The organism is Sanguibacter suaedae (assembly GCF_016342785.1).
GTDB lineage: Bacteria > Actinomycetota > Actinomycetes > Actinomycetales > Cellulomonadaceae > Sanguibacter > Sanguibacter suaedae.
Window position 1 is genome coordinate 277,569 of record NZ_JAEINH010000004.1, and the last position, 24,445, is coordinate 302,013.

The 24,445-nt window shown below is 67.7% G+C and carries 18 protein-coding genes; 5 read left to right on the top strand and 13 right to left on the bottom strand.

Annotated features, from left to right (window positions below; genetic code table 11):
* Nucleotides 1-63 precede the first annotated feature (63 nt).
* Nucleotides 64-1,560 (top strand): glycosyltransferase family 39 protein, encoded by a 1,497-nt coding sequence (locus JAV76_RS07050; RefSeq protein WP_198733312.1) that lies wholly within the window; start codon nt 64-66, stop codon nt 1,558-1,560.
* An 80-nt stretch (nt 1,561-1,640) separates the two neighbouring features.
* On the opposite strand, the gene JAV76_RS07055 is transcribed toward JAV76_RS07050, so the two are convergent.
* Nucleotides 1,641-2,762, bottom strand: coding sequence for an ABC transporter ATP-binding protein (locus JAV76_RS07055; protein ID WP_307844057.1), 1,122 nt, complete (start codon nt 2,760-2,762; stop codon nt 1,641-1,643).
* A 77-nt stretch (nt 2,763-2,839) separates the two neighbouring features.
* Nucleotides 2,840-3,769, bottom strand: a complete 930-nt coding sequence (locus JAV76_RS07060) for an ABC transporter permease (RefSeq protein WP_198733313.1) — start codon at nt 3,767-3,769, stop codon at nt 2,840-2,842.
* A 185-nt stretch (nt 3,770-3,954) separates the two neighbouring features.
* On the opposite strand from JAV76_RS07060, the gene JAV76_RS07065 reads away from it, so the two are divergent.
* Nucleotides 3,955-6,474, top strand: a complete 2,520-nt coding sequence (locus JAV76_RS07065) for a glycosyltransferase (protein WP_307844058.1) — start codon at nt 3,955-3,957, stop codon at nt 6,472-6,474.
* A gap of 3 nt (nt 6,475-6,477) precedes the next feature.
* Here the strand turns inward: JAV76_RS07065 and JAV76_RS07070 are convergent, their stop codons facing one another.
* Together JAV76_RS07070 and JAV76_RS07075 are read right to left on the bottom strand one after the other, a co-directional pair.
* Nucleotides 6,478-7,458, bottom strand: a complete 981-nt coding sequence (locus tag JAV76_RS07070; RefSeq protein WP_198733314.1) for a glycosyltransferase family 2 protein — start codon at nt 7,456-7,458, stop codon at nt 6,478-6,480.
* A complete protein-coding gene (locus tag JAV76_RS07075) occupies nt 7,455-8,810 on the bottom strand; it encodes a glycosyltransferase family 4 protein (protein WP_307844059.1) in 1,356 nt (451 codons plus the stop codon). Before JAV76_RS07075 ends, JAV76_RS07070 begins: the two co-directional genes overlap by 4 nt.
* On the opposite strand from JAV76_RS07075, the gene JAV76_RS07080 reads away from it, so the two are divergent.
* Nucleotides 8,698-9,753, top strand: a complete 1,056-nt coding sequence (locus tag JAV76_RS07080) for a glycosyltransferase family 2 protein (protein ID WP_198733385.1) — start codon at nt 8,698-8,700, stop codon at nt 9,751-9,753. The two genes, JAV76_RS07075 and JAV76_RS07080, sit on opposite strands and share 113 nt — an antisense overlap.
* On the opposite strand, the gene JAV76_RS07085 is transcribed toward JAV76_RS07080, so the two are convergent.
* Both JAV76_RS07085 and JAV76_RS07090 read right to left on the bottom strand, forming a co-directional pair.
* The gene (locus JAV76_RS07085) at nt 9,700-10,665 is read right to left on the bottom strand and encodes a lysylphosphatidylglycerol synthase transmembrane domain-containing protein (protein WP_198733316.1); all 966 of its coding nucleotides are present in this window, start codon (nt 10,663-10,665) and stop codon (nt 9,700-9,702) included. The two genes, JAV76_RS07080 and JAV76_RS07085, sit on opposite strands and share 54 nt — an antisense overlap.
* Nucleotides 10,662-11,558, bottom strand: a complete 897-nt coding sequence (locus JAV76_RS07090) for an NAD-dependent epimerase/dehydratase family protein (protein WP_198733317.1) — start codon at nt 11,556-11,558, stop codon at nt 10,662-10,664. Before JAV76_RS07090 ends, JAV76_RS07085 begins: the two co-directional genes overlap by 4 nt.
* Nucleotides 11,559-11,582: 24 nt before the next feature.
* Here JAV76_RS07090 and JAV76_RS07095 point away from each other — a divergent pair, with 24 nt between their 5' ends.
* On the top strand, nt 11,583-12,764 hold the full coding sequence (locus JAV76_RS07095) for a glycosyltransferase (RefSeq protein WP_198733318.1): 1,182 nt from the start codon (nt 11,583-11,585) through the stop codon (nt 12,762-12,764).
* Here JAV76_RS07095 and JAV76_RS07100 read toward each other — a convergent pair.
* Entirely contained in the window at nt 12,754-15,492 is a 2,739-nt protein-coding gene (locus JAV76_RS07100; protein WP_198733319.1) for a hypothetical protein, read from the bottom strand. The two genes, JAV76_RS07095 and JAV76_RS07100, sit on opposite strands and share 11 nt — an antisense overlap.
* Nucleotides 15,489-16,067, bottom strand: coding sequence for a hypothetical protein (locus JAV76_RS07105; protein ID WP_198733320.1), 579 nt, complete (start codon nt 16,065-16,067; stop codon nt 15,489-15,491). Before JAV76_RS07105 ends, JAV76_RS07100 begins: the two co-directional genes overlap by 4 nt.
* Before the next feature lie 210 nt (nt 16,068-16,277).
* Between JAV76_RS07105 and JAV76_RS07110 the strand changes: the two genes are divergently transcribed.
* Nucleotides 16,278-19,073 carry a peptidoglycan recognition protein family protein gene (locus tag JAV76_RS07110; protein WP_198733321.1) on the top strand — a complete coding sequence of 932 codons (2,796 nt, stop codon included), beginning with the start codon at nt 16,278-16,280 and terminating at the stop codon, nt 19,071-19,073.
* 190 nt (nt 19,074-19,263) lie between these two features.
* Here the strand turns inward: JAV76_RS07110 and JAV76_RS07115 are convergent, their stop codons facing one another.
* From JAV76_RS07115 to JAV76_RS07135, 5 genes are read right to left on the bottom strand one after another with little or no spacing between them, the layout of a single operon-like run.
* Nucleotides 19,264-20,826, bottom strand: a complete 1,563-nt coding sequence (locus JAV76_RS07115) for a DUF2142 domain-containing protein (RefSeq protein ID WP_198733322.1) — start codon at nt 20,824-20,826, stop codon at nt 19,264-19,266.
* The gene (locus tag JAV76_RS07120; protein ID WP_198733323.1) at nt 20,823-21,863 is read right to left on the bottom strand and encodes a glycosyltransferase family 2 protein; all 1,041 of its coding nucleotides are present in this window, start codon (nt 21,861-21,863) and stop codon (nt 20,823-20,825) included. The genes JAV76_RS07115 and JAV76_RS07120 overlap by 4 nt, the downstream gene beginning before the upstream one ends.
* The gene (locus JAV76_RS07125) at nt 21,860-23,161 is read right to left on the bottom strand and encodes a lipopolysaccharide biosynthesis protein (RefSeq protein ID WP_198733324.1); all 1,302 of its coding nucleotides are present in this window, start codon (nt 23,159-23,161) and stop codon (nt 21,860-21,862) included. The genes JAV76_RS07120 and JAV76_RS07125 overlap by 4 nt, the downstream gene beginning before the upstream one ends.
* On the bottom strand, nt 23,158-23,640 hold the full coding sequence (locus JAV76_RS07130) for a DUF2304 domain-containing protein (RefSeq protein WP_198733325.1): 483 nt from the start codon (nt 23,638-23,640) through the stop codon (nt 23,158-23,160). Before JAV76_RS07130 ends, JAV76_RS07125 begins: the two co-directional genes overlap by 4 nt.
* Nucleotides 23,637-24,377, bottom strand: coding sequence for a glycosyltransferase family 2 protein (locus JAV76_RS07135; RefSeq protein WP_198733326.1), 741 nt, complete (start codon nt 24,375-24,377; stop codon nt 23,637-23,639). Before JAV76_RS07135 ends, JAV76_RS07130 begins: the two co-directional genes overlap by 4 nt.
* Nucleotides 24,378-24,445: the final 68 nt, after the last annotated feature.

Sequence of the window (24,445 nt, forward strand, 5' to 3'; positions counted from 1 at the left end):
CAGCATGCTGCAGTAGAACCAACTTCACCATGGACTGAGCTCGTTTACACCAGACTTGTCGACGTGCTCTCGAGCCCGTGGGTGCTCGTGACTGCAATGGTGCTCTTCGCCGCGCAGGCGGCATGGGTGGCGCTCGCAGCTTCGCCGGTCATCTATGACGAGCATTATCATGTCGCAGCGATCGATGCTTTCAGCCGTCGATGGACGCCGTTCATCGACCAGACCGTTGCAGACGGGCCGCTCGGGGACGCCGAGCGTTATGGCAGCTACCTCTACCACTACATGATGAGTTTCCCGTGGCGGCTCACGGGTGCGGCGGGTCTCAGTCCAGAGCACAGGATGCTGGTCATCCGACTCATCACGGTGGTGATCGTGACGGGCGCGCTCTATGCGTGGTGGAGCTTCTTCCATGAAGTGGGAGCTAGCCCTGCTGTCGCCAACGTCGCTGTCGGAATTGTCAGCGCGACTCCGCTCATCGTCTTCCTGGGGGGGTTTGTCAACTACGACAACGCACTCTTCCTGGTCGTTCCGTTCTTCTTGAGGAGCGCCGCGCGCCTAGCGATGGCGGAGAGGCTTCTCGTCTCCGAGTGGTTGAGATTTATCATCATCGCTGGTGTCGGCTGTCTGACGAAGTACACCTTTGTTCCACTTGTTCCTCTTGTGGCACTCGTCGTGCTCATCCAGCAGGTCCGTGTCGTTCGGAGAGGCCGGACGGAGGAGCTGCAGGGCTACATCTCTGCCCCGAGGGATCGCCTCTGGTGGGGTCGCCTTGCCCTCATCGGGGGAGCAATCCTCTCTGTCTGTCTCGTGGCGGAGCGATACCTGATGAACGTCGTGCGTTATGGCTCGGTCGTCCCCGACTGTCTTGCGGTTCACGAGCTCGACCTCTGCCAGATGCACCCGCCGTGGGCGCGAAACATGGAACTAGACGCCGCATTCGAGGACCGGCCGGGGACGATGAACGGTGCGTTCAGCTTCCTCACCGGTCACTGGGTTCCGATCATGCTGAAGAACATGACGTGGTATGGCACGGTGTCGGGCGATGGGATCGTCCAATCACGTGGGCCAGCGATTACAGGCGTGATCCTCTATCTGGCGATCCCTGCGCTCCTGGGCGTGCTTGTCCTGGCGGGAGGTTATCTCCTTCGGAGCCGGGCGATCCGCATGGTGGTCGGGACGAGCGTGCTGTATGTGATCGTCCTCTTCGCCTTGAACTACTCGGACTTTCTGCGGATGGGGGTCGCCATCGGTATTGCAGGTCGGTACGTCCTCATACTCCTTCCGATAGTCATCGGTCTCGCCTGCATCGGCGCAGCGAGGCTGCTGGGAGGTGAGTCGCCGCCTCCCGCGAGCCGAGCCACGAAGGTCGTGCTCCTAGGAATCGTGCTGCTGCTCTGCACCCAAGGCGGCGGTGCGACGAGCTTCTTCTGGAGTGTTGACGAGGCCTGGTTGAAGCACCCAGAGGGGCGGAGTGGTCAGGTGACGATGCTCATGCACTCGGTCGTTGAACGTCTGATCGTTCCGGATTCGGCTGTCGTGGATCCTCGTTTCGCGGGCTGACGACTGCTCCAGCGCGGTGTCGCCTCCGCAGTCGATCGACGACGACGCTGCTCGCAGCGGGTGATGTCAGGCGTTTTCGCCTACGTCCGAACGTCGAATGAGGCGTCGATGTGCAGGGGCCCGAGGCTGGGAGCATCGTCGATGATCGAGAACTGGGCCGCATCCGGAACGTGGTGGATCTCCCTGCCGTCGAGTCCGGTGAGCGTCGTCTGTACTGTGTACTCTCCGGCACCCAGCGGGAGGTTCGAGAGGTGGTACTGGTAAAGGCCGGTTCCCTGCATGCTGGGAACAGCGGCTTCCATGAGTTCGGTCGTCGTCTTCCACAGAACCGTGCCGAGAGTGGTCGCGACCGCCACGCCGATGCTGAAATCCGTGACTGTCCCTTCCGTGTGAGCCTCCATGAGGACCGTCATCGAGTCGCCGTGTCGTAGCTCGGGGTTGAGGACGACCCCGCCGTCGGTGTGGAGTGCGATTCCGGTGAACCGCGCCATGGGCCGGTCGAGCGTCTCCCGCTCGAGGAGCTGCTGGCGCTCGACCTCCTCCTGGCGAGCCTCCTCAAAATCGGCTCGAAGAGCGCGGAGCGCTTCCCTGGGCGTACCGTCGGTGACGATGTTCCCGTGCTCGAGCACGACCGCTCGGTCGCAGAACTCGGCGACCTGGTCGAGGCCGTGGGTCACCATGACGATCGTGCGGCCCTCGGCCTGGAACTGCCTGATGCGTTCCAAGCACTTGCGCTGGAAGGGCTCGTCCCCGACGGCGAGGACCTCGTCCACGAGCAGGATGTCGGGGTCGACGTGGACGGCCACCGCGAATGCGAGCCGGACGTACATGCCGGACGAGTAGAACTTCACCTGTGTGTCGATGAACTTCTCGATCCCTGAGAAGTCCACGATCGCGTCGAAGTACTTGTCGATCTGCTGCTTGGAGAGTCCGAGAATCGAAGCGTTCAGGTAGACGTTCTCGCGCCCGGTCAGGTCCGGGTGGAACCCCGCGCCGAGCTCGAGCAGGGCGGCGAGCCGTCCTCGGATCCGGACTGTGCCTGAGTCTGGCTGGAGGATGCCCCCGATCATCTTGAGCAGGGTGCTCTTGCCGGAGCCGTTGGGTCCGATGAGACCGATCGTCGTGCCGGAGCTGATCTCGAGGTCGACGTTCCGCAGAGCCCAGAACTCCTCCTTGTGGAGGTTGGAGCGCCCGAAGTTCACGACCCGTTCCTTGAGCGACTTCTCCTTGCGGATGACGAAGTGCTTGGAGAGGTTCTCGATCTCAATGACGGTGGTCATCACAGCTCCTGTGCGAAGTTGGCCTGGAGGCGCGCGAAGACACGCTGGCACAACCAGACGAGGGCGAGCCCGACCAGGACCGCGATCATCATGCGCTCACCGAGATGGTCGGGCACCGGCTTGCCGTCCCCGGAGACCCAGAAGGTCTGCTGGAAGCCGAGGATCGCCAGCGTCACCGGGTTCGCGAGGTAGAGCTCGTGCAGGAACGTGCTCATGGTGCCCTCGCCGAAGGATCGGACGACCTGCCCCGTGAACAGCTCCCACGAGTAGACGATCGGGGACACCCAGAAGAAGATCATGATGAAGATCTCGACGAGGTACTGGATGTCACGGAGGTATACGTTCCACGCGCTGAGGAGCAGCGCGAGCGCTGTACCGAAGAGGACGAGGATGAGCAGCGCCGGGATGAAGTAGCCCCACCGTGCGCCCGTCGGGAAGTGCCCGGCCACGATCGTGGCTGCCAGGAGGATGACGAGCTGGATCCCGAAGTTGAAGAGTCCTGACCCGATGGCGCTGAGCGGGAACACCTCCCGCGGCAGGTAGACCTTCTTCACCAGGCCCGAGTTCGCCACCACGGAGGCTGTGCCGGCGCTCACCGCCTCGGAGAAGAGCCCCCACGCGGTCAGTCCGGTGTAGATGAAGATCGCGAAGTCGGGGATGTCCCGCGCGGCGCCGAGGAACTTCCCGAGCGCGATGTAGTAGATGAGAAGCATCGCGATGGGGCGCATGAGGCTCCACACGAACCCCAGCGTGCTGTCCTTGTACCGAGCCTTGAGCTCTCGGCGGACGAGCATGCCCAACAGCTCTCGCTGCCCAAGGATGTCCCTGATCGAGGAGAGAGTGCCCGAGGCGAACCCGAGTCGTGGACCGGCGGTGCGTAGCGGTTCCTTCGCGAGGGCGGCAGCACGGTCCTCGTACGGTGTGGTCATGATGTCCTTCGTGTCGGAGCAGGCCCCCTGCGCGCCACCTGGGTCGGGTGGGACAGCGACAGTCACAATACCGAATGTCCGGGTGCGCTCCGTCCGCCCCGATAGGATGGCGTCGCCCGCAGCGCGGGCCAGCCGAGCGACTCTGCCCCCCCGAGCGCTCGCCGCTCTGACTCCCAGGAGGATGTGTGTCTTCGAAGCCCGGTTCCATCGCCGCACCCAAGGAGGGCCTGCAGCGCGGACTCGTCTCGGTGATCCTTGTGAACTACAAGGGCTCGGAGGACACGATCACGTGCCTGCGGTACTTCGACGAGGTGGACTGGCCGCGCGACCGCTTCGAGCTCATCGTCGTCGACAACGACTCCCAGGACGGCAGCGTGGAGAGGATCCGTGCGGCCGTCCCCGCTGCGAAGGTCGTCGATGCGGGCGGCAACACCGGGTTCGCAGGTGGTTGCAACCTCGGTGTCGCGCACTCGCGGGGCGAGTACGTCGCCTTCATCAACAACGATGCCCGCCCTGACTCCGGCTGGATCCGTGCCGCTGTCGAGGCCTTCGAGTCCGACGCCACCATCGGCGCCGTCGCGAGCAAGGTCCTCGACTGGGACGGCGAGCTCGTCGACTACGCCGACGGCTCGCTCACCTGGTACGGCATGGGATACAAGCGGGAGGCGGAGCGCCCGGACTCCCCCGAGTACGACGTCCCGAAGGACGTCCTCTTCGGGACCGGGGCGGCGATGTTCGTCCGCGCCGACCTGTACCGCGAGATCGGCGGCTTCGACGAGCGCTTCTTCATGTTCTACGAGGATGTCGACCTCGGGTGGCGCCTGAACATCCTCGGGCACCGCATGCGCTACGTCCCCACGTCACTGGCGTTCCACAAGCACCACGTGACCATGAAGAAGTTCGGCAACTTCCGTGAGACGTACCTCCTCGAGCGCAACGCCCTCATGTCCATGTACAAGAACCTCGACGACGAGTCCCTCGCCAAGGCGCTCCCCGCCGCCATGGCTCTCGCGATCCGTCGCTCGCTCGCTCGCACCGAGACCGATGCGACGGCCCTCGACCTCCAGCGGTCGCCGGGAGGGGACGACGTCGGCACGCTCGAGATCCAGAAGATGGCCCTCACCGGCAGCTACGCGATCGACTACTTCACCGACAACCTCGACACCCTCATGGAGAGCCGCGCAGAGCTCCAGCGTCTGCGACGCCGAGCAGACCGGGAGATCTTCCCGCTCTTCCGCCACGCCATCGAGCCCGCCTACGCCATCGAGGGGTACAACAGCGCCCACGACGTGCTCGTCGAGGCGTTCGGCGTCGCCAAGCACTTCACGTCACGCAGCCGCATCCTCGTCGTCACGGGGGAGCCCCTGCTCGAGCGGATGGCCGGCCCCGCGATCCGCGCCTGGGAGATCGCGTCGGCGCTCGCGGGCGACCACGACGTGCGACTGCTCTCCACCGCGGGCGCCAAGGTGACGAGCCCCGACTTCGAGGTGATGTACCAGGCGGGCCCGAAGCTCGAGAAGATCACCGACTGGGCCGACATCATCATCTTCCAGGGCTTCCTCCTCGAGGGTGCCCCATGGCTCAAGGACAGCAGCAAGATCCTCGTCGCGGACGTGTACGACCCCATGCACCTCGAGCAGCTCGAGCAAGCACGGGACCTCGGCGAGGCAGGCCGCGCCCGATCCATCCGTGAGACCAGCCGCATCCTCAACGAGCAGCTCAAGCGCGCCGACTTCGTCCTCTGCGCGTCCGACAAGCAGCGGGACTTCTGGCTCGGGCAGATGGCCGGCCAGGGGCGCGTCAACGCCCTCGTGTATGACGAGGACCACAGTCTCGACTCCCTGATCTCCGTCGTCCCGTTCGGCATCGCCGACGAGGACCCCGTGCAGACCCAGCACGCGATCAAGGGCGTCGTCCCCGGTATCGGCGTCGACGACAAGGTCATCATCTGGGGTGGTGGGGTCTACAACTGGTTCGACCCGCTCACCCTCATCCGCGCCGTGGCGCGGATCGTCGAGCGCCACCCCGAGGTCAAGCTCTACTTCATGGGCCTCAAGCACCCGAACCCAGGGGTGCCCGACATGCAGGTCGCGTGGGAGACGCAGAAGCTCGCCGAGGAGCTCGGGCTCACCGGCAAGCACGTGTTCTTCAACACCGGCTGGGTGCCGTACAACGAGCGAAGCAACTACCTCCTCGACGCCGACCTCGGGGTCTCCACGCACTTCCACCACATCGAGACCGCGTTCAGCTTCCGCACCCGCATCCTCGACTACCTGTGGGCCAACCTGCCGATCGTCGCCACAGGTGGGGACACCTTCGGGACCCTCATCGCCGAGCACAACCTCGGACGGGTCGTCGGTCCTGAGGACGTCGACGCGTTGGAGGCCGCGCTCAAGGAGATGCTCTTCGACGAGGGAGCGGTCACCGAGGTGCGTGGTGCGGTCCGCGAGTTCGCCGAGGCCTACCGGTGGACGAACGTGCTCGAGCCGCTCGTCGACTTCTGCCGCTTCCCCCGGCGCGCCCCGGACCTCGCCGCGCAGCTCGGGGCGAGCGACCGCGTCGCCCACCCCGCCGACAAGGAGCCGTGGAGCCTCACCCGTGACCTCAAGCTCGTCAAGGGGTACCTCGCCGCTGGAGGACCCGTGGAGCTCTCTCGTCGTGCAGGTGGCCGCGTGAAGCGCCTCGTCAAGGGCACGCCGGGCTGATCCTCAGTCCGCCCGGCCGACGCCCACGTCGTAGACGGGTCGTCGGCCGGCACGACGCTCGCCGGACCACACCGCCCTGCGGCGCTGCAGGGTTCTCGGGAGCAGCCGGACGAACGCGATCAGTGCGCGGGCACGGGCCGCGAGGAGCCGGCGGTCCTCGCTCCGTGCGAGCGTGTGACGGGCGAGGCCCGCGACCTGCCGGGCCGACGACCTGACGACCACCGGCCAGGGAGCGTGTCGCGCGACGACGAGCAGCGAGTTCCGGGTGTTGTAGAAGCGGAACAGCGGGCTGGTGGCGTCCGAGCTCGCGGCATGCTGGTGGTGCGCCACGGCTCCACGGACGTAGTGGACGGACCAGCCGGCGGCCCGCATGCGCCACGACAGGTCGGTGTCCTCGTAGTAGAGGAAGAGGTCGGGGTCGAACGTACCGACCTCTTCTAGGGCCGCTGCCCGGAGCGCGGCAGCTCCGCCGCAGAACCCGAAGACGTCCACGGGGGAGTGCTCGACGTCGGCCGGGACCAGCCAGTCGCGGTCCGTCGCGGCCCCGGAGGCGGTGAGGACGTTGCCGGTGGAGTTGACGAGCACCCGGCCCTGCGCATCCTGGTCTGTGAGAAGAATGCGCGCGGTCGCCGCGCCTACCGCCGCGTTCTCGGGGCGGTCGAGGTGCTCCACGAGGAGCCGGACAGCGTCCGGCTCGAACGTCGCGTCGTTATTGAGGAGGACCGCGTACGGGGAGTCGAGCCCGGCGAGCCCTACTTCGACCCCACCGGCGAAGCCGAGGTTCCGACCGGTGGCGAGGACCCGCACACCCGGGTAGTCCCGTTCCAGGAGCGCGACCGTCCCGTCGGTGGACCCGTTGTCCACGACGACGACCTCGACCTCCCCGTCGGGGAGGTCCTGGGCGAGGAGCGAGTCGAGGCACGGGCCGACGAGGTGCGCACCGTTCCAGGTGACGACCACGGCGCGGACGCGAGGCGGCGTCATCGTGAACCGCCCCGAGTCGTCGCGGCGAGCTCGACGGCGTCGCGGTACGCGGCGAGGTGCGCCCGCGCGCTCCGGTCCCACGTGTACCGGGAGCTGTTACGCACCGCTCCCTCGGCGAGAGCGTCGTGCTCGACCACCGCGGCCCGCACTAGGGCGGCCGCCGTGGCACGAGGGTCCAGGGGATCGACGAGCAGCGCACCGTCCCCGACGATCTCCGCCATCGACGTTCCCCGGGAAGTCACAACCGGCGTGCCGTGAACCATCGCCTCCAGGACGGGCATCCCGAAGCCCTCCCATGTCGACGGGAAGCAGAACACCCGAGCGGAGGCGTACGCCCGTTGGAGCTCGATGTCGCTGAGCCGGCCCAGCACATGGATCCGGTCCACGGGTAGACGGTCGACCGCGGCACGGACCTCGTCGCTCGTGCTGCCCCAGCCCGAGGGACCCACGATGACCAGGTCGAGGTCCGACCCGTCCTCGAGCAACCGCTCGAACGCGTGGAGCAGGACCGGCAGGTTCTTGCGGGGCTCGAGGGTGCCGCACCACAGGACGAACGGGCGGGCCAGCCCGTGCTGCGCGCGGAACGCGTCGGCGGCGTCGGAGGAGACGCGATGCTGGGCGGTGCCGTGCGGGATCACGCGGATCCGATCGGGTTCGATCCCCGCGGAGACACAGTCGGTCCGGGTCGCCTCGGAGGGGACGACGACGATGTCGGCCTCCCGGCGGACGATCCGCAGCGACCGTTCGAAGAAGGCCACACCGCGCGCCGTGAAGTGGTCGGGATTCCGGAGGAAGGCCGTGTCGTGGACCGTGGCCACGAGTGGAGCCGACCGTGGAGGGATCGCCCACGTCGTCGCGTGGACGACGTCATAGCCGGAAGAGGCTTGCCCCCCTGGTCCTGGGACTCGCGGGCGTCGGAGCCTCGACCACGCCTCGTAGAGGACGGGTCGGGGGAGACCGGACGTCTCTAGCGGTGCCGCCGTGAATCGACCCGGCTCGGCGCGAGCGCTACGGGCGGCGATCCCATGAACCTCGATGTCCTCCACCGCGCCGAACGCCGATGCCAAGGCGTCGATGTAGGTTCCGGACCCACCGGGCACCGGCTGCCACAGCTGTTCGACCGTCATGGCGACACGGAGAGGACTGGAGCTCATCGGCACAGCGTAGCGACTGGTCTCGCGAGGAATGGTCGGCACAGCCGCTAGCATGGTGTGGTTGTCCCGCCGACGTGAGAGTGCCATGAAACTGTTCGTCCAAGTGCCCTGCCTCAACGAGGAGACGACCCTGCCGTCCGTCCTCGAGACGATCCCTCGAGAGATCGCGGGGATCGATTCGATCGAGATCCTCATCATCGATGACGGGTCCACCGATCGGACCGTCGAGGTCGCCCGTGCCCACGGTGTGCATCACATCGTCCGGCACACACGGAACATGGGCCTCGCGCGGTCGTTCCGTGACGGAGTCGATTATGCGCTCCGGCACGGGGCGGACATCGTCGTCAACACGGACGGCGACAACCAGTACCCCCAGCAGAGCATCACCGAGCTCGTGCAGCCGCTCCTCGCGGGTGAGGCCGACATCGCGATCGGCGACCGCCAGACTGCGACGATCGCGCACTTCTCTCCTTTCAAGAAGGTCATGCAGCGAGTCGGTAGCGCGGTCGTCAACAAGGCCGCCGAGACGCAGCTTCCTGACGCTGCGAGCGGGTTCAGGGCCTATTCGCGGGCGTCTCTCATCAGGCTGAACGTCGTCACACAGTTCAGCTACTGCATGGAGACGATCATCCAGGCAGGCAACAAGCGTCTGCGTATCGCCAGCGTCCCCATCACCACGAACGCCAAGACGCGAGAGTCCCGGCTCTTCAAGAACATCGGCCAGCACATGGTGAAGTCGGCCTCGGCGATCAGCCGCAGCTACGTGATGTTCAAGCCGTACATGGTGTTCCTCACGCTCGGCGTCCTCTTCGGAGTCCTGGCGCTCGTGCCGTTCGTCAGGTATTTCGTCTTCATGCTCCAAGGGGACGCCAACGGTCACGTCCAGTCACTGGTATTCGGCACAGGGATGCTCGTCGGATCGCTCCTGTCCTTCGCCCTGCTGGTCATCGCTGATCTTCAAAGGACCAACCGGGTGCTCCTCGAGGACACACTCGAGCGGATCAAAGAGATTCAGTACACCCGTCCGGAGCTCCCCGAATCTCCCGCCGGTGTGCCTGTGGCTCAGCCTGTCCTGCGATCGACACCTTCACTCGTGAGCGATCTCGGCGTGGAGTTTCCGGTGGGGGCGCGCGAGGAATAGCGCTCCACCGCCGGCGATGGCGTCGCCGACGGTGAGCAGGACCCGGCTCACCAGCGCCAGGGCCAGAGCATCCGGGACTGAGAGCGCCCCACCGAGCGCGACGACGAGCGCGAGCTCGCGGACTCCCACCCCGGCTGGCGCGAGAATCATGAGGAAGCCGACGAGCCACGCCAAGGCGAAGGCGCCAATGGTCAGGGCGATGCCGGGTGCGCCGTCCGGCAGGAGGTCACGGACGACCACCCATGCGTGGAAGCCGAACGCTACCCACATCAGGGCCGACCAAGCCGATGACGTCAGGAGACCTCTCCATGTGAGGTCAGGCGGGACGATCTCCTTCCGCGTCGCCTTCGCCGCCACGGTCAGGAGTCTTCTGAGCACCGGCGGGGTGAGAGCGGTCACGCCCAGGGGGACGACGAGGAGCACGAACCAGTAGTCGTCCAACGCGTCCTGCGCTGACGTGACGAGGAGCACCGAGGCGACGGAGGCGCTGGTGACGACGCCCACGGCCATGCCCACGAGGGCTCCTGTGGTGCTCCGCACTCGAGAGATGCCACGTTCCTTGGTGAGCTCGACCTGGACGAGGACTGGCCACACGCTGCCGGGCACGTACTTGCCGAGCTGTGAGATGAGGAACACGCGGGCGGCTGCTGCCATGGGCAACGGTGCGCCAACCCCAGCCATCGCGCCGCGCCACGACATCATGTTGGCGAAGAGCGCCACGAGTCCGAGTACGAAGGAGAGGACCACGGTGGTCCAGGCGAGGCGAGACACAGCCTCCATGAACTCGTTGCGCTGGGAGTAGACGGCCGCGACGAGAAGTCCGACGGCGAGGACCCCGAACAGGATCTTGACGGTCTGCCGAACGGGCCGACGGGCACGGCGATCGTCTGGGACTGGAATCACCTCGCTCATGTGCGCTGTCCAGCGCGGGCGCCCGCGAGCCATCTCCACATCGCCGTCACGCCAGGCTCGACCGCCGTGCGCGGGCGCCAGCCGAGAACCGTCCCTGCCAGGCTCACGTCGAGCCACGACTCCCGGAGATCGAACGGCCGGGCCGGGTGGCGGACCACAGAAAGTTCATGGCGGTCGCTGACCGTGCCCACCGCGGCCAGGACCGTCGAGAGACTCGTTGCTTCACCGGAACCGACGTTCAACACAGGAGGCAGGTCCCCCCTGGAGTCGTGAACGGCGAGCAAGAACTCGGTGAGATCGTCTATGTAGAGGTAGTCCCTGAGGATCTCGGGACCTCCGTATACGACGATCTCCCGGCCGTCACGTAACGCCCTGAGCCAGTGCCCGATGACACCCTGGCCTGGCGCAGGGTACTGGCCGGGACCGTACGCATTCGATACCCGAACGACGAGTCCGCGCCCGGTGCGTTCGAGGAGCTCACGTTCGATCGACAGCTTCGCAACCCCGTACGCAGAGGTCGGGACAGTCGGTGACCTCTCGGTGAAGGGCGGCGTGGAAGCGTCGCCGTAGACGGTGCCGCCGGAGCTGAGGAGGACGACGCGGGCCTGTGAGCCGGACGCCATCAACCGGTCGAGAAAGCCGGAGAACTCTGTGCGGTCCCTGTCGATGCGTTCGGGATGCTCTGCAGCGATCTGAGGGTTGATGCTCGAGGCGCACCAGAAGACCGTCGAGGATGCCACCACCTGGTCCCATAGCAGGGTGCCCTCGGCCAGTCGGTCGTGCCGCCCGACCTGGACAGCACTCCGACCCGTCGCGTCGAAAGCCTGCGACAGTGCCGAACCGATGAACCCGGCTGCGCCGACGATCGTCGCGCCAGAGGGTGCCTTCAACATGAATCTCCTGAGTACTCTTGCGGGGTGAACAGCAGACCGCGTCTTCTCGTCCTAGCCTCTACGTTCCCCGCTGCACAGGACGACGGTACCCCAGCGTTCGTGAAGGATCTGGCAGAGCGCGAGGCGGAACACTTCGAGGTGATGGTGCTCGTCCCCCGCGTTCCAGGCGGTGCCCGGAGTGAGCGTATCGGTAGCCTCGAAGTGCGCAGGTTCGCCTTCTTCCCACGTCGATGGGAGGACCTGGCCCACGGGGCGATCATCGAGAACCTCCGCGCGCGGCGCACTCGCTGGCTCCAGGTCGTGCCGTTCTTCGTGGCCGAGGCTATCGCTGTCCGCCGTGCGGTCCGCACGTTCCGCCCCGATGTCATGCATGTTCATTGGATCATCCCGCAGGGAGTGGTGGCGACGTTCGCTGCTCCTCGTGTACCCGCCTTGGTGACTACCCTCGGCGGTGACCTCTACGCCTTGAACTTGACCCCGGTCCGTTGGTTGAAGTCGCTCGTCGTACGCCGCGCTCGGCGAACGACCGTGATGAATGAGGACATGGCGGAACGGGTTCGATCGCTCGGGGCCCCGCGGGAGTCGGTGTCGGTAGTGCCTATGGGGGCAGATCTGGCGGCGATAAGGTTGACGACTCGCGCCGAGCGGGAAGCGGGTGAACAGTTGAAGCTGCTCTTCGTGGGGCGGCTCGTTGAGAAGAAGGGGCTGTCGGTCCTCCTCGGGGCGTTAAAGATCCTTCAGTTGACTACGGTGTCGCTAAGCGTCGTTGGCGACGGTCCGTTGCGAGCAGCGATCGAAGAGGAAGCGAGAGGATTGCCGGTCACGTTCCTGGGACAGCTGGGACGCGCTGAGCTGTCACGAGAGTACGCGACGCACGACGTCGTCGTAGCCCCGTCCGTGCTTGCCTCGTCGGGTGACCAGGACGGCTTGCCCGTCGCGCTGCTGGAGGCGATGGGTGCTGGTTGCGCGGTCGTTGCCTCGGACCTGCCGGGGCTCAATGAAGCGGTGGTCGACGGTGTATCGGGCATGCTCGTTACTCCCGGCTCGGCCGACTCGCTTGCTGATGCGCTCAGGGACCTTGCGCAATCACCTTCTCTGGTCGACGACTTGGGAAGGGCTGCTTCTGTGCGTGCGAACGACTTCTCGATCGATTCTGTGGGAAAGCGCTATGTCGAGATCTTGATGGGAATTCACTCTAGGAAGTAACCAGAATGGCATTGCAGGAGATTGCCGGATTCGGGCCTGAGGGGTAGTTGACTGCATACGCGCAGACAGTGTACGGACCTGGCGGTAGGGTCAACTTCCCGGAGAAACCGTGCAAAGCCCCATTCTGATACACGCGGTCTAGATCGTCGCGACGTTGATCCGCTGTGAAGGGGGTGCCGAACCTGGTGCCCGCGGCGTCAGTGGCATAGACATGCACGCGGAGCGATCCGCTGCTGTCTGCGTCCATGGCCCATCCACCCACGGTTGCACCACCTGCCGTCGCAGTGACCGAGTCGAGGATGCCGATGGGGGCGGAGTTCGGTACCTCTACCTTGCGGCAACCCAGCGGGGTAGCCGGAGCCTGAGGGTCGATCGCTCGGACACAGACCTCATAGGCTCCTGGGATTGTCTCGATGCTTGTGGTGAAGCCGACCGCCGAGCTCGGGACACCGGGCAACGGAGCATGGGCCTTGTCGGCTGTGACGGTTGCAGCGAGGTCCCCGTTCACGAGGACCTCGACCGTTGTCGCGTCCAGGAGGTCTGCGTCCCACGCCCACCCTGCAACGTCGATTCGCGAGCGACTGGGCGCACTGGAGGACGACAGCGTCGCCGCCGTGGAAGTAGCCGACTCCAGAGCTCCCACCGCCGGGCTGTCGAGGACCGTGACCGAACGGCACCCGATGGACGTGGGGTTACCGGACGAACTGTCCAGCGCGGTGACGCAGACAGTGTGCTGACCGTTGCGTGAAGGGATGTCCAGTGCGAAACCATGGTCGGGCCCGAGCCCTACTGATCGTGCGACGTCCGGTCTAGGGACCGAGGCAACCAAGGTTCGGATCGGAACGCCGTCGAGCGCGACGCGGACTGAGATTGGATTCTGCGTGTCTGGGTCGGCTGCCCAACCACTCATGGTGATGATGCCGGCCTTTGTCGACGTCGTTGAGTCGACGTTCCCGATAGGCGGCTTATTGCTCACGACGACGTTCTTGCACCCGATGGATGCGCTGGGACCACCAGAGGTGTCGATCGCGTACGCGCACACCCGATGAGTTCCGGTCGTGGCCGAAACTGATGCACTGAATCCATGATGATCTCCGATCTTGAGAGCGCGTCCTACGTCCGGCCGGTGAGTGTCGGCTGTGACGGCCATCCGAGGCGCCCCGTCGACGTACATGTGCACCCGCACCGGACCTGCCGCGTCGGGGTCGAAAGCCCATCCCGAGATCGTGACGTTGCCCCCTGCACCACTGGCTGTATCGATCAGTCCCCGGGGCGGCGCGTTCTTCGTCGTGATCCCTTTGCACCCGAGGAGCGAGTTCGCTCCGCCGGTGGCGTCGATCCCGTAGACGCACGCTCGGTGGTGCCCCGCAGGGACGGGGATCGAGGTATCGAATCCGTGGTGATCGCCACGTCCCTCTGCTCGGCCGACATCAGGCCTGGACTTGTCGGCGGCGATCGAGGCGCGTGGTGCTCCGTCGACGTAGACATGGACTCGGATCGAGTCCTGGGTGTCGGGGTCGAAGGCCCAGCCTAGGACACGGAGGGCTCCGGGCTCGGCGGCCACGGCATCAAAAGATCCCCGGGGGAGAAGATTCTGGGCAGTGACGCTCTTGCACCCGATCTGTGGGTTGTTCCCACCTGACGCCGCGATGGCGAAGATGCAGACAGCGTGTGTCCCGGCGCCGACCTCGACCTCGACGTCGAATCCGTGCGCGGCTCCATTGCGGTAGGCCGCCTCGACGTCGGGCCGTGACGACGAAGCGAGAGTTGAGAGCTTCGCCTTGCCATTTACATAGACATGGATGCGGATGGGTTCGGAAGTGTTGGGGTCCATCGCCCACCCCTGAAGACGCACCGCGCTAGTCCCGGCCCTGTTGGTGGCTGTGTCGAACACTCCGAAGGGGGCGGCCTTATTCGCTGGGCTCCCGAACCATGCCTTGAAGTACAAGTGGAAGTTCCGGTTGCCGTAGGAGGAGCACGAGTCGCCGGCACCGTAGCCGGCAGCGAGAGCCGCGGAGTTCGGGCGGTACGGCGTGTAGTTGTAGAGGCTCGCGGTCGCCTGGTTCTGGATGTACACGGACGACGACCCGCAGGCGCGGTTGGGGTGGAAGAGGATCGTGTTGGTGCGGCCGGCCCGGTACGAGTAGCTCGTGGGGTTCGCCGCGTACCGCTTGAGCTGCTTCGCCGCGGAGTAGACCTGGTTGGCGAACCCGGCGTACTCAGGGTTGCACCAACCGCCCACGTTGTCGGGGCACCCGAACCCGAGCGCTCGTGAGTACGTGTAGGCCGACTTGCCGGCGCTCGCGGTGATCAGCCCCTGCTCCTTCTGGAGGGTCACGAGGAGCACCTGCGGGTTGATGCCGCAGGCGACGGACACCTTCGCGATGATCGTCGCTGCCGACTCGTTGCTCGTCCCGGCGTAGGGCGCGCGGCACAGGGCGTCTGCGGCGCGGCTCGGTGTCGACTCGCGGTAGCTGCGGATGCACGTGTTGCCCGCGGTGGGCACGCAGTTGGTGCCGCGGACGTTGAGGAACCTCTGGATGTCCGAGGCCGACATCGAGCGGGCGTCGTACATGGCGGCGTCGCTGATGATGTTGCCCGGATCGAAGTCGGTCACCGGTGCGGCCGACGCCGGTGGTGTCACGGTGAACGTCAGCCCGACGAGGAGGCCGGAGAGGAGGGCGAGGACGACGGACAGGGCGATCGGGCGCGGTGTACGCGTCTTCACGGGACAACCACCTCAGCTGGTGCGGACGAGCCGGAGGACGACGCCGACTCGTAGGTGACGACAGCCGTCCAGGTACCACTCGACAGCGCCGAGCCAGGGATGAGGATTCCACCGCAGCTCATCGTCGACGCGTCGAGGAGCGCGGGGATCGTCGCCGTCCTCGTCGTGCTGCCGGACGTCAGCTTGAGGGTGCACGAGCCCGACTCGTCGATCGTGGTGACATAGGCGCTGGCCTCGATCGCCGCGGCCTCGGGAACCCAGTCCGCGAACGTGATGACGACGTCCACCGTCGTCCCCGGCGGTGGCGACGTCGGTTCGCTCGTCGGTTCCTCCGCCGGTTCGGTGTACGCCTCCGTCGGTTCCTCGGTGGGCTCCGGGTCAGCCGTCGACGCGGGCGGCGTCGACGGGTCGGTCTCCGTCGGCGCGGCGGACGTGGGCGACGCGCTCTGCGCGGGCGTCGCTGTCGGCTCGTCGGAGAACGGGCCCCATCCGGTGAGGGCCGCGGCCCCGAGGGCAGCGGCGAGGACCAGCACGACGGCGGTGACGGTGATGACGAGAGGCTTGTGGGAACGCATGATCCTCTGAACTGTGACGGGTCGACGGTGTTTCCCGGAACGTACCAACCGGGTGGGAAGGCGCTCCGGAGGCGCGGCGGACCGGGCGTGTTTATCGCCCGGGCGAATCGGCGCGTCCGCCGTCCGTGACGGCCGACACGTGCTTAGCCTGGGCGCATGCAGGGGAAAAGGAAGCGCGCTCTCGCCGGTTGTGTCACGACGTCGTTGGTCTTGTCCGGATTTCTCGTCGGGTTGCCGGTGGCTGCGGCGGCGGACGGTACCCGGTCCGTCGCCGCCCAGCCGGCCGTGACGACGGACGCCCGGACGGCGACCACGCCCACCGACGTCGAGGAGCTCGAGGTCGACGGTGTCGACCCGGTCGCCAAGGCCGAGCTGGAGCAGGCCGACGCGGCGGTCGGAGACGTCACGGCAGCGGCGGAACCGGACCTCGACCCCGGCCTCGAGGTCCAGGACCCGCTGGGGGTCCTCCCCGACGGCACGACCCCGGCGGCACTCACCGAGCAGCTCACCGTCGACCCCTTCAGCGTGATGGGCGTCACCTGGGACCTCGATCCTGGCCTGCAGGACGTCGTCGTCCAGTTCCGCACGTTCCGTGAGGGGGCGTGGACCGACTGGGGATGGGCCGCACCCGCCGAACTCTCGGTCGAGGACGAGTCCGGCCAGGAACCGCCCACACGAGGAGCGACCGACGCGATCTTCGTGCCCGACTCCACCGGTGTGCAGGTCATGGTGTCGTCGTCCACAGGGACCATTGAGAACGTGAAGATCGTCCTCATCGACCCCGGGGCAGGTCCCGAGGGTGATGGGGCGAGCACCAGCTCGGGAGCACCCACACCAGCGCCCGCTCCCGACGCTGGTGCCGACGCCGAGCCGACCGACCCGTCGCCCACCGCAAACCCCGACACCACCGCACCGACGTCGGACGCCACACCGGAACCCGGCATCGAGCCGACGGAACCGACGGCGCCGGAGACGTCGCCCACCACCGAGGCCCCTAGGGACACGGCGCCGCCCAGCGAGCCCATCGCTCCCGTGCAGCCGGTCGAGCCCGAGCAGCCCGCCGACGCCCGCACCGCGGAGATGACCGTCGAGCCCATGAGCGCAGCGCTCCCGGCCGACGCGCGCGCCCTCGCTCTAGCGACGGCCGTCATGCCGCAGCCGCGCATCGTCACGCGAGCCCAGTGGGGCGTCGGTGCGCCCGTCTGCTCCGGTGGGTACAGCGCTGCGACGCTCGCGGCCGTGGTGCACCACACCGCGTCGTCCAACAGCTACACGGCGGCTCAGGTCCCCGGCCTGCTCCGCGGCATCTACGAGTACCACACGCGCCCAGAGGCGGCAGGTGGCCGTGGGTGGTGCGACGTGGGCTACAACTTCTTCGTCGACAAGTTCGGCACCATCTACGAGGGTCGTGCCGGAGGCATCGACCAGCCCGTGATCGGTGTCCACGTCGGCGGGTTCAACTCGCGCGTCATCGGGGTCTCCGCGATCGGGAACTACCAGGACGCACCCGTCTCGGCAGCCATGGCGGAGTCCATCAGCCAGATCATCGCCTGGAAGTTCACGCAGCACCGAATCCTCGCGAACGCGAACGTCACTCTCGTCTCCGGCGGCGGGGCCACAAAGTTCCCAGCGGGAACATCCGTGACCTTCAACACGATCTTCGCTCATCGGGACTCCCAGTCCACGGCATGCCCGGGAATCAATCTCTACAACCGGCTCGGGGACATCCGTAATCGTGTCGCGGCGCTGTCCAACCAGGTGGTGAGGGAGTCGCCCATCGGGTCCTGGGACGTTGTCCGAGGTGGTAACAGCTCCGTCCGGGTCGCGGGCTGGGCTCGAGACCCTGACACGACCGGCGCGATACAGGTCGAGGTCTTGGTCGACGGACGAAAGGCCGCTACCTTCTCGGCGGACCAGCAGCGTGCCGATGTCGGTAGGCACGGCTACGACGCTCAGGTTCCAGCAGCCGCAGGAAAGCGAGTCGTGTGCGTGAGGTATCTGAACCAGGGAGGCGGCTCGAACGTCCATGTTGGGTGCCGCGAGGCCATGGTTCTGGCGTCGAACCCGGTCGGAGTGATCGACACCGTCTCGTCGACGTCGTCGACGATCTCGTTCTCGGGGTGGGCGCGAGACCCGGACAGCACGTCCCCGATCAGGGTCCACGCGTACCTCGATGGGCGTCCTATGCTCGCGATCTCCGCAGATCAGCCCCGTGCGGATGTGCAGAAGTCGGCACCGAACGAGGCGGGCCCCCGACATGGATTCTCCGGCAGCATGCCGGCCCGCGCAGGGAAGCACACGGTGTGCCTGTACGGAATCAACGTGGGTCCCGGGTCGAACACGGTGCTCGGCTGTCGTGACGTCGTCGTGCAGAACAAGGTGCCCATCGGTGTGATCGACCGTGCCGAACCAGTCGGTACAGACGGTATCCGGGTGTCAGGGTGGATGCTTGACCCAGACACGGATGCGTCGATCTCAGCACACTTCTTTGTGGACGGTCGTCTGGTGCGGGGCGTGCTTGCGTCCGAGGACCGGCCGGACGTCGGGCGTATCCACGGACGAGGATCCGCCCATGGATTCGACGTGGTCATCCCGGCCACTGCCGGTAAGCACGAGGTGTGCGTCTTCGCCATCGACTCGAACGGAGGCGGGAATCCACGCATCGGCTGTCGGACGGTCACCGTGACCAATGCGGTGCCGATCGGCGTGATCGACGCCGTCTCGGCGTCGCTGTCACGGGAGGTTCGGATCCACGGCTGGGCCCTCGACCCCGACACGTCCGATCCGGTGCGAGTGCACGTCTACGTCGACGGCATTCCGACACAGGGCCTGACGGCCGACCGGATGAGGTCGGACATCGGACGGATCTACGGTCTCGGGCCGATGCGCGGATTCGACACGTCGATCCGTGTCGACTCGGGGCGACGTGTGGTCTGTGCCTATGCGATCGACGCGAGCGGCGGCCGGAACGCGCTGCTCGGATGCCGCACAGTCGTGGTCCCTTAGCACACACCGCGGAACAGTCATTCGACCGAGATTCGGAGCCGGTCGGGGCGACGATCGGGAGCGTGTCGCCTGTGGGGCGACCCGGGTGCCGCTTTGGACGTCGGCGAGCTCTCGCGGGTCTCGTCAGCGGGGGCGACGGCTCATCGCTGACGAGACTCCACGAGTCCGTCGGGTTCGCTGGACGACGACCTTACGGCTGTGAGGTGGTCGTGATGCATGACCGGGTAGTAGAGGTGACGAGCAGTCCCCACGCGAGCCCGTAGAGCACCGTGAGCACGAGGGCAGGGACGGGTGTCCAGCTCAGGGGCTCGGCGAGGACCCATCCGCCGTCGAAGCCTGCCGCGTACCGGTGGAGATTCACGTAGAACGTGATGGTCTGGACCGTGACGAGGATGGTGCCCACCGTGGCGATGACGTTGAGCGTCAACCACCGCGGGAGCGCGTGGTCCTTGCCGGAGACGGCGACCGCGCTGAGGAGCAGGACACCGATGGCGACGGGCAGCACGTAGCGGCCCTGCCAGAAGAACCCGATCTTGTCGGCCTGCACCGCATGGATGACGACAGGCATGGCGAACGTCCCGGCGGCGACGATCGCCACGACGCACCGGTCGCGGGCCGTGCCGGCCGCCCACCCGAGGACCACGAGCACGCCGGCGCAGGTCACGAACAGGTAGATGACCCACTGCGGAGCGCCCACGTCCAACCAGCCGAGTGCGACGAACAGCTGCTCGACGTACGCGCTGGTCAGGCCGAGCGTCTTCATGATGTTGTCCCTGAGCGGGATCCCCACGTCGCCTGACCCGGACGGGAGCGAGTCGGCGCCGAGGATCCACAGGGTCCCGAGGGCGCACGCCAGGATGCTCGCACCGAGCGCCCACCAGGTGCGACGGTCCGTGACGAGGTCGACGGTGCGTCGGAGGGGTGCGCTGAGGATGCACGCGACGAGGATGACGACCACGAGCATGGGGCCCAGTCCGCGAGCGTTCGCGACGAACACGGCGCCGACGACGACCCCGAGGAGACGGATCGTGCGAGCCGACGGATCGGGCGACCGGAGCAGGGCGAGGAGGGAGACCCACAGGAGGACGGCGCCGGTGACCTCGACGGACTGCGGGTTCACGGAGCCCAGGAGGTTCACGACGGTGGGGGTGACGCACAGCAGGATCGCGAGCCCCACCCAGGTGCGGAGCCGCGTCCCGGCGACGACCGCGACCGCGAAGGCCAGCAGCGCGGACGAGAGCAGGGCCGACACGAGCCTCATCGCGTACACGGTGTGCTCGCCGTCGGGGAGGAGCACCGGCCAGCCGACCAGCGCGTAGTAGAGGGGGTTGTAGTTGATCGCCGACGTGGCGACGATCTCGGGTGCGTCGGTGTCGCCGGACAGCTCCTGCTGGCAGTCCGCGGGCTGGTTCGGTTGGAAGGCGAAGCAGTTGGGGTAGAGCGCGAGCTGCGTGTAGAGATGAGGCAGCTCCACGAGGCCGATGCCCGTCGCATCCCCGTCCTCGCTGAGGTCCTCCGCACCGCGCACCGTCGCTGCAGCCTTGACCACGTGCGCGGGTTCGTCGACGGACGCCATGAGGGGGTTCGAGAGCGCCCAGAGGCCGCTGACCGCGAAGAACGCGGCGAAGGCCCACCAGAACGAGCGGCGCGGGGTGGCCCGGCCGGACGTCAGGAGACGCCTGGCCCAGCGGGGGGCCTCGCCCTCCACCGGCTCCGGAGCGGGGTCAGATCGGTTCTCGTCGACTGCGGTCACGCCGTGGTCCTCCTTCTCTCGACGATGCGGCGCGCGCCCTTCCAGTAGGCCCGCAGGACGGATTCCAGGGGGGACGCAGCGCTGGGCAGCGGTGTCTGTGCGGGGTCGAACGTGTCGGTGACGAGTCGGGTCAGCGCCCCGTCGGGCACGGTGCGCGTGGACTGCACGAGCGCTCTGCGGGACCGGACCCACCCGACGTGCGTGAGGATCCACCACCACCCCTTGGCTTTCTGCGCACCCCAGCCCTGGAGGCCGGCGACGATGGCGATGGCCACCTCGAACCCGAGGAGCGGGAGTGCGAGGACCGCGAGGGTCCGGGCCTCGTGGCAGGTGAGGAGCAGCAGGAGCCGGTTGCGCTCGACGAGGTACATCTTCAAGGGGCTGCGGGAGAACTCGTAATGGTGGAGGGCTCGTGCGTGGGGGAGCACCTCGACGCGCAGCCCTCGCTGCCAGCACCGCCAGCTGAGCTCCATGTCCTCGACGTAGGCGAAGAACTCGTCGGGGAACCCCCCGAGGTCCTCCCAGACGGTGGTGCGGAGCATGAGGCACGCGCCGCTCGCCGACGCCACCTCGCGAACCTCCGTGATCTCGGCTGCCGGGCGTTCCATGCTCCCCGCCCAACTGAGCCCGAGGACGTGCAGCGGGTTGCCCGCGGAGTTCACGAGGTCAGGTGTGTCGGCGAGCAGGATGGTCGCGCCCGCGATGCCCACCCCGTCGTCGACGAGGTGGGCGGCGAGGGCAGCGAGGGTCGACGGCTCGACGACCGCATCGCTGTTCACCAGGGCGAGGAACGGTGCGCGGGCGTAGGCGGCACCGTGGTTGACCCCGCCTGCGAAGCCGAGGTTTCTGCCCGGCGCGAGGACGCGCACGCGAGGATCCTCGGGAACCAGCGCGAGGGCTTCCGGCGCGGCGCCGTTGTCGACGAGCAGCACCTCGACCTCCACCCCCTCGGAGGCGAGGACGGCCGACACCGCGTCGTGGAGGTACTCCTCCGCGCCGTATCCGAGCATGATCACGCTGACACGTGGTCCGGTCATCCGTCGACCTCCGTCGTGGGGCGGGCAGGGGTGGGTTCCGCGCGCCAGGCGCGCACCCGCACGACGAGCGCGGCGGCGAGCACGACGAGGGAGACGGCCGACCCGACGCACAGGGCGAGGGCGACCGTAACGGGCAGCGACCACGGCCCGGCGAGCGTGACGAGCGCCGCGACGACGCCGACGGACCAGCCGACGGCCGTCGTCCGCTCCTGGTGGTGGGCCAGCAGGGCCTGCGCGCAGACCTGGGCGAGCATGAACAGCCCGCCCGAGACCGCGACGAGGACGAGCGGCCCCGTCCCGATGGTGAACTCCGGCCCGTAGATGAGGCGCATGACCCAGTGCCCGAGGACGGCGACGCCTCCGACGCCCGCCACGGCGAGCCCGGTGGTCGCGAGTGACGCGCGGCGCACCGTCGCGGAGAACTCGTCGGCCCGGCCCGCCGCCACGAGGGCCGCCAGGGCGGGCAGGAAGACGGCCTGGATCGCGGCGAAGAGGAACAGGGGGATGCGTGCGACGGTGACCGCGGCGACGAACCGCCCGCTGAGGTCCTGCTCGGCGGCCGTGGCGAGCCACGCCATCGCGACGGGCCCGAGGTTCGCGAGGAGCTGGCTGGACGTCGACGAGGCGACCAGACCGGTCATGCCGGTCGTCGCGTGCTCACCGGTCCGGTCGCTCCACACACGGACCAGCGTGCTCACGGCGACGGTGAGGAGCGTCGCGGCGAGGGGCGCGGCGACGAGCACGAGCCCGTAGCCGAGGCGTGACCCGGAACCGGACGCGAAGAGCACACCGGCGGCGAGGATGCGCACGAGTCCGTCCACGGCCAGCTGCATCCCGTACCTCGAGAAGCGGTCGGTGCCGGCGAGGACCCCGCGGGCGAAGTAGGCGACGCCCTGGCCGAGCAGCCCCAGCACCACCACGACCACGATGTCGCGCGCGCCCGCGAACAGGCGGTCGGCGATCCATGGAGCACCGACGAGCCCGACGACCACGACGACTGCCCCGGCGAGCACGGCGTAGCGGACCATGCCGCCGAGGTGCGACCCAACCTCGCGGCGGGCACGCCCGGCGGACAACCGACGGCTCGTCTCCTGCTCGAGGGGCTGGAAGAGACCGATGCCCACGGCGTTGAGGATCGTCCAGGCCACCGCCACGGGTGCGGAGCCCGCCGGCCCGAGGTCACGACCCACGAGGGCCAGGAAGACGAAGTTGGCGAGGCCGAACACCCCCAGGCCGGTGGCGACCCAGAGCATGGACCGGTCAGGGGTGGCCCGCGCGGGCTGGACGGGCTCGGTCACCCGTCGTCGCGGACGTCGGCAGGTGCGCGGACGACGTCCACGAGGGCCCCGCCGAGACCGGCATCCGGGACCGGGTCCTGCACGGCGGACGGGAGGGCTGGTGCGCTCGCGGGTGACGCGGCGGGCGAGGAGCCGACGCGCGCCGCGAGCTCCTCGACGTCGTAGCGCAGCAGGCTGATCTCCTCGGTGAGGGTGCGGCTCTCCTCCTCGAGCATCGTGATCTCGACGCTCAGCTGGATGCAGACACCGAGCAGGACGACCAGGGCCAGCGCGAACAGCAGGTTGCTCGGCGTCCGGACACCGACCACGGAGGCGACGGCCTCGACCGCGCCCGGGAACGCCCCGAGGACGCACACGCCGAGGGCGAGGAGGATCCAGGCCGTCGCGTACTTCTCCCGCAGCCGCCTGCGCCGCAGGAGCACGACGAGGAACACCACGAGCGCGACGCACGCGGCGAGGGCGAAGTAGTAGCCGCTCATGCGTGGCCTCCGGCCGCCCGGTGGGCGGGTCTGGTGAGCGCGATGACGAGGGCGAGGACCGCACGCCCGAGGAAGATGGCTGCCTTCGCCGGGTTGTGCGACGGGGTCCCCGCGACTCGGGGGCGCATCTCCACGCCGATCTGCCGGATGCGCAGTCCCGCACGGGACGCGATGACGAGGGACTCGATGGTGTCTCCGAGGTACTCGGCCGGGTAGTCCACGGAGAAGAGGGCGATGGCCCTGCGGTTGGAGGCCTTGAACCCGGACGTGGTGTCCGTGAGGCGCGTCTTCGCGACGCGGGACAGGGACGAGGACAGCAGGCGCATCGCCCAGCGTCGGGGGCCCCGGACCGCGTACGTGCCGCGCCCGGCGAAGCGTGCGCCGATGACGACGTCGGCCTGCTCCGTGCGGAGCGCGTCGACGACCCGCAGGACGTCCGCCGGGTCGTGCTGGCCGTCGGCGTCGACCTGGACCGCGACGTCGTAGCCGCGGCGCGCGGCGAACTTGTAGCCTGCCCGCATGGCGCCGCCGACCCCGAGGTTCAGCGGGAGGTCGAGGACCATGGCGCCCCCCTCGCGTGCCACCTGGGCGGTCCGGTCGGTCGAGCCGTCGTTGACGACGAGGAGGTCCGCGCCGGGCAGCGCCACCTGCAGCTCCGCGAGGACCCGCGGGAGCGCGTCCTGCTCGTTCCAGGCAGGAAGGATCACCAGCAGCGTCGAATCAGGTCCCCCGGTCACAACCCGTAATCCTAGCCCTCGCCGCGGGTCGGCAGGCGCACGAGCCGTCTACGGTGGGACCCGACCAC

Excerpts from the sequence above, each read along its gene's own strand:
- JAV76_RS07060 (WP_198733313.1), bottom strand. The coding sequence starts at position 3,769 with ATGACCACACCGTACGAGGACCGTGCTGCCGCCCTCGCGAAGGAACCG.
- JAV76_RS07070 (WP_198733314.1), bottom strand. The coding sequence starts at position 7,458 with ATGACGCCGCCTCGCGTCCGCGCCGTGGTCGTCACCTGGAACGGTGCG.
- JAV76_RS07080 (WP_198733385.1), top strand. The coding sequence starts at position 8,698 with ATGAAACTGTTCGTCCAAGTGCCCTGCCTCAACGAGGAGACGACCCTG.
- JAV76_RS07075 (WP_307844059.1), bottom strand. The coding sequence starts at position 8,810 with ATGATGAGGATCTCGATCGAATCGATCCCCGCGATCTCTCGAGGGATC.
- JAV76_RS07085 (WP_198733316.1), bottom strand. The coding sequence starts at position 10,665 with ATGAGCGAGGTGATTCCAGTCCCAGACGATCGCCGTGCCCGTCGGCCC.
- JAV76_RS07090 (WP_198733317.1), bottom strand. The coding sequence starts at position 11,558 with ATGTTGAAGGCACCCTCTGGCGCGACGATCGTCGGCGCAGCCGGGTTC.
- JAV76_RS07105 (WP_198733320.1), bottom strand. The coding sequence starts at position 16,067 with ATGCGTTCCCACAAGCCTCTCGTCATCACCGTCACCGCCGTCGTGCTG.
- JAV76_RS07120 (WP_198733323.1), bottom strand. The coding sequence starts at position 21,863 with ATGACCGGACCACGTGTCAGCGTGATCATGCTCGGATACGGCGCGGAG.
- JAV76_RS07130 (WP_198733325.1), bottom strand. The coding sequence starts at position 23,640 with ATGAGCGGCTACTACTTCGCCCTCGCCGCGTGCGTCGCGCTCGTGGTG.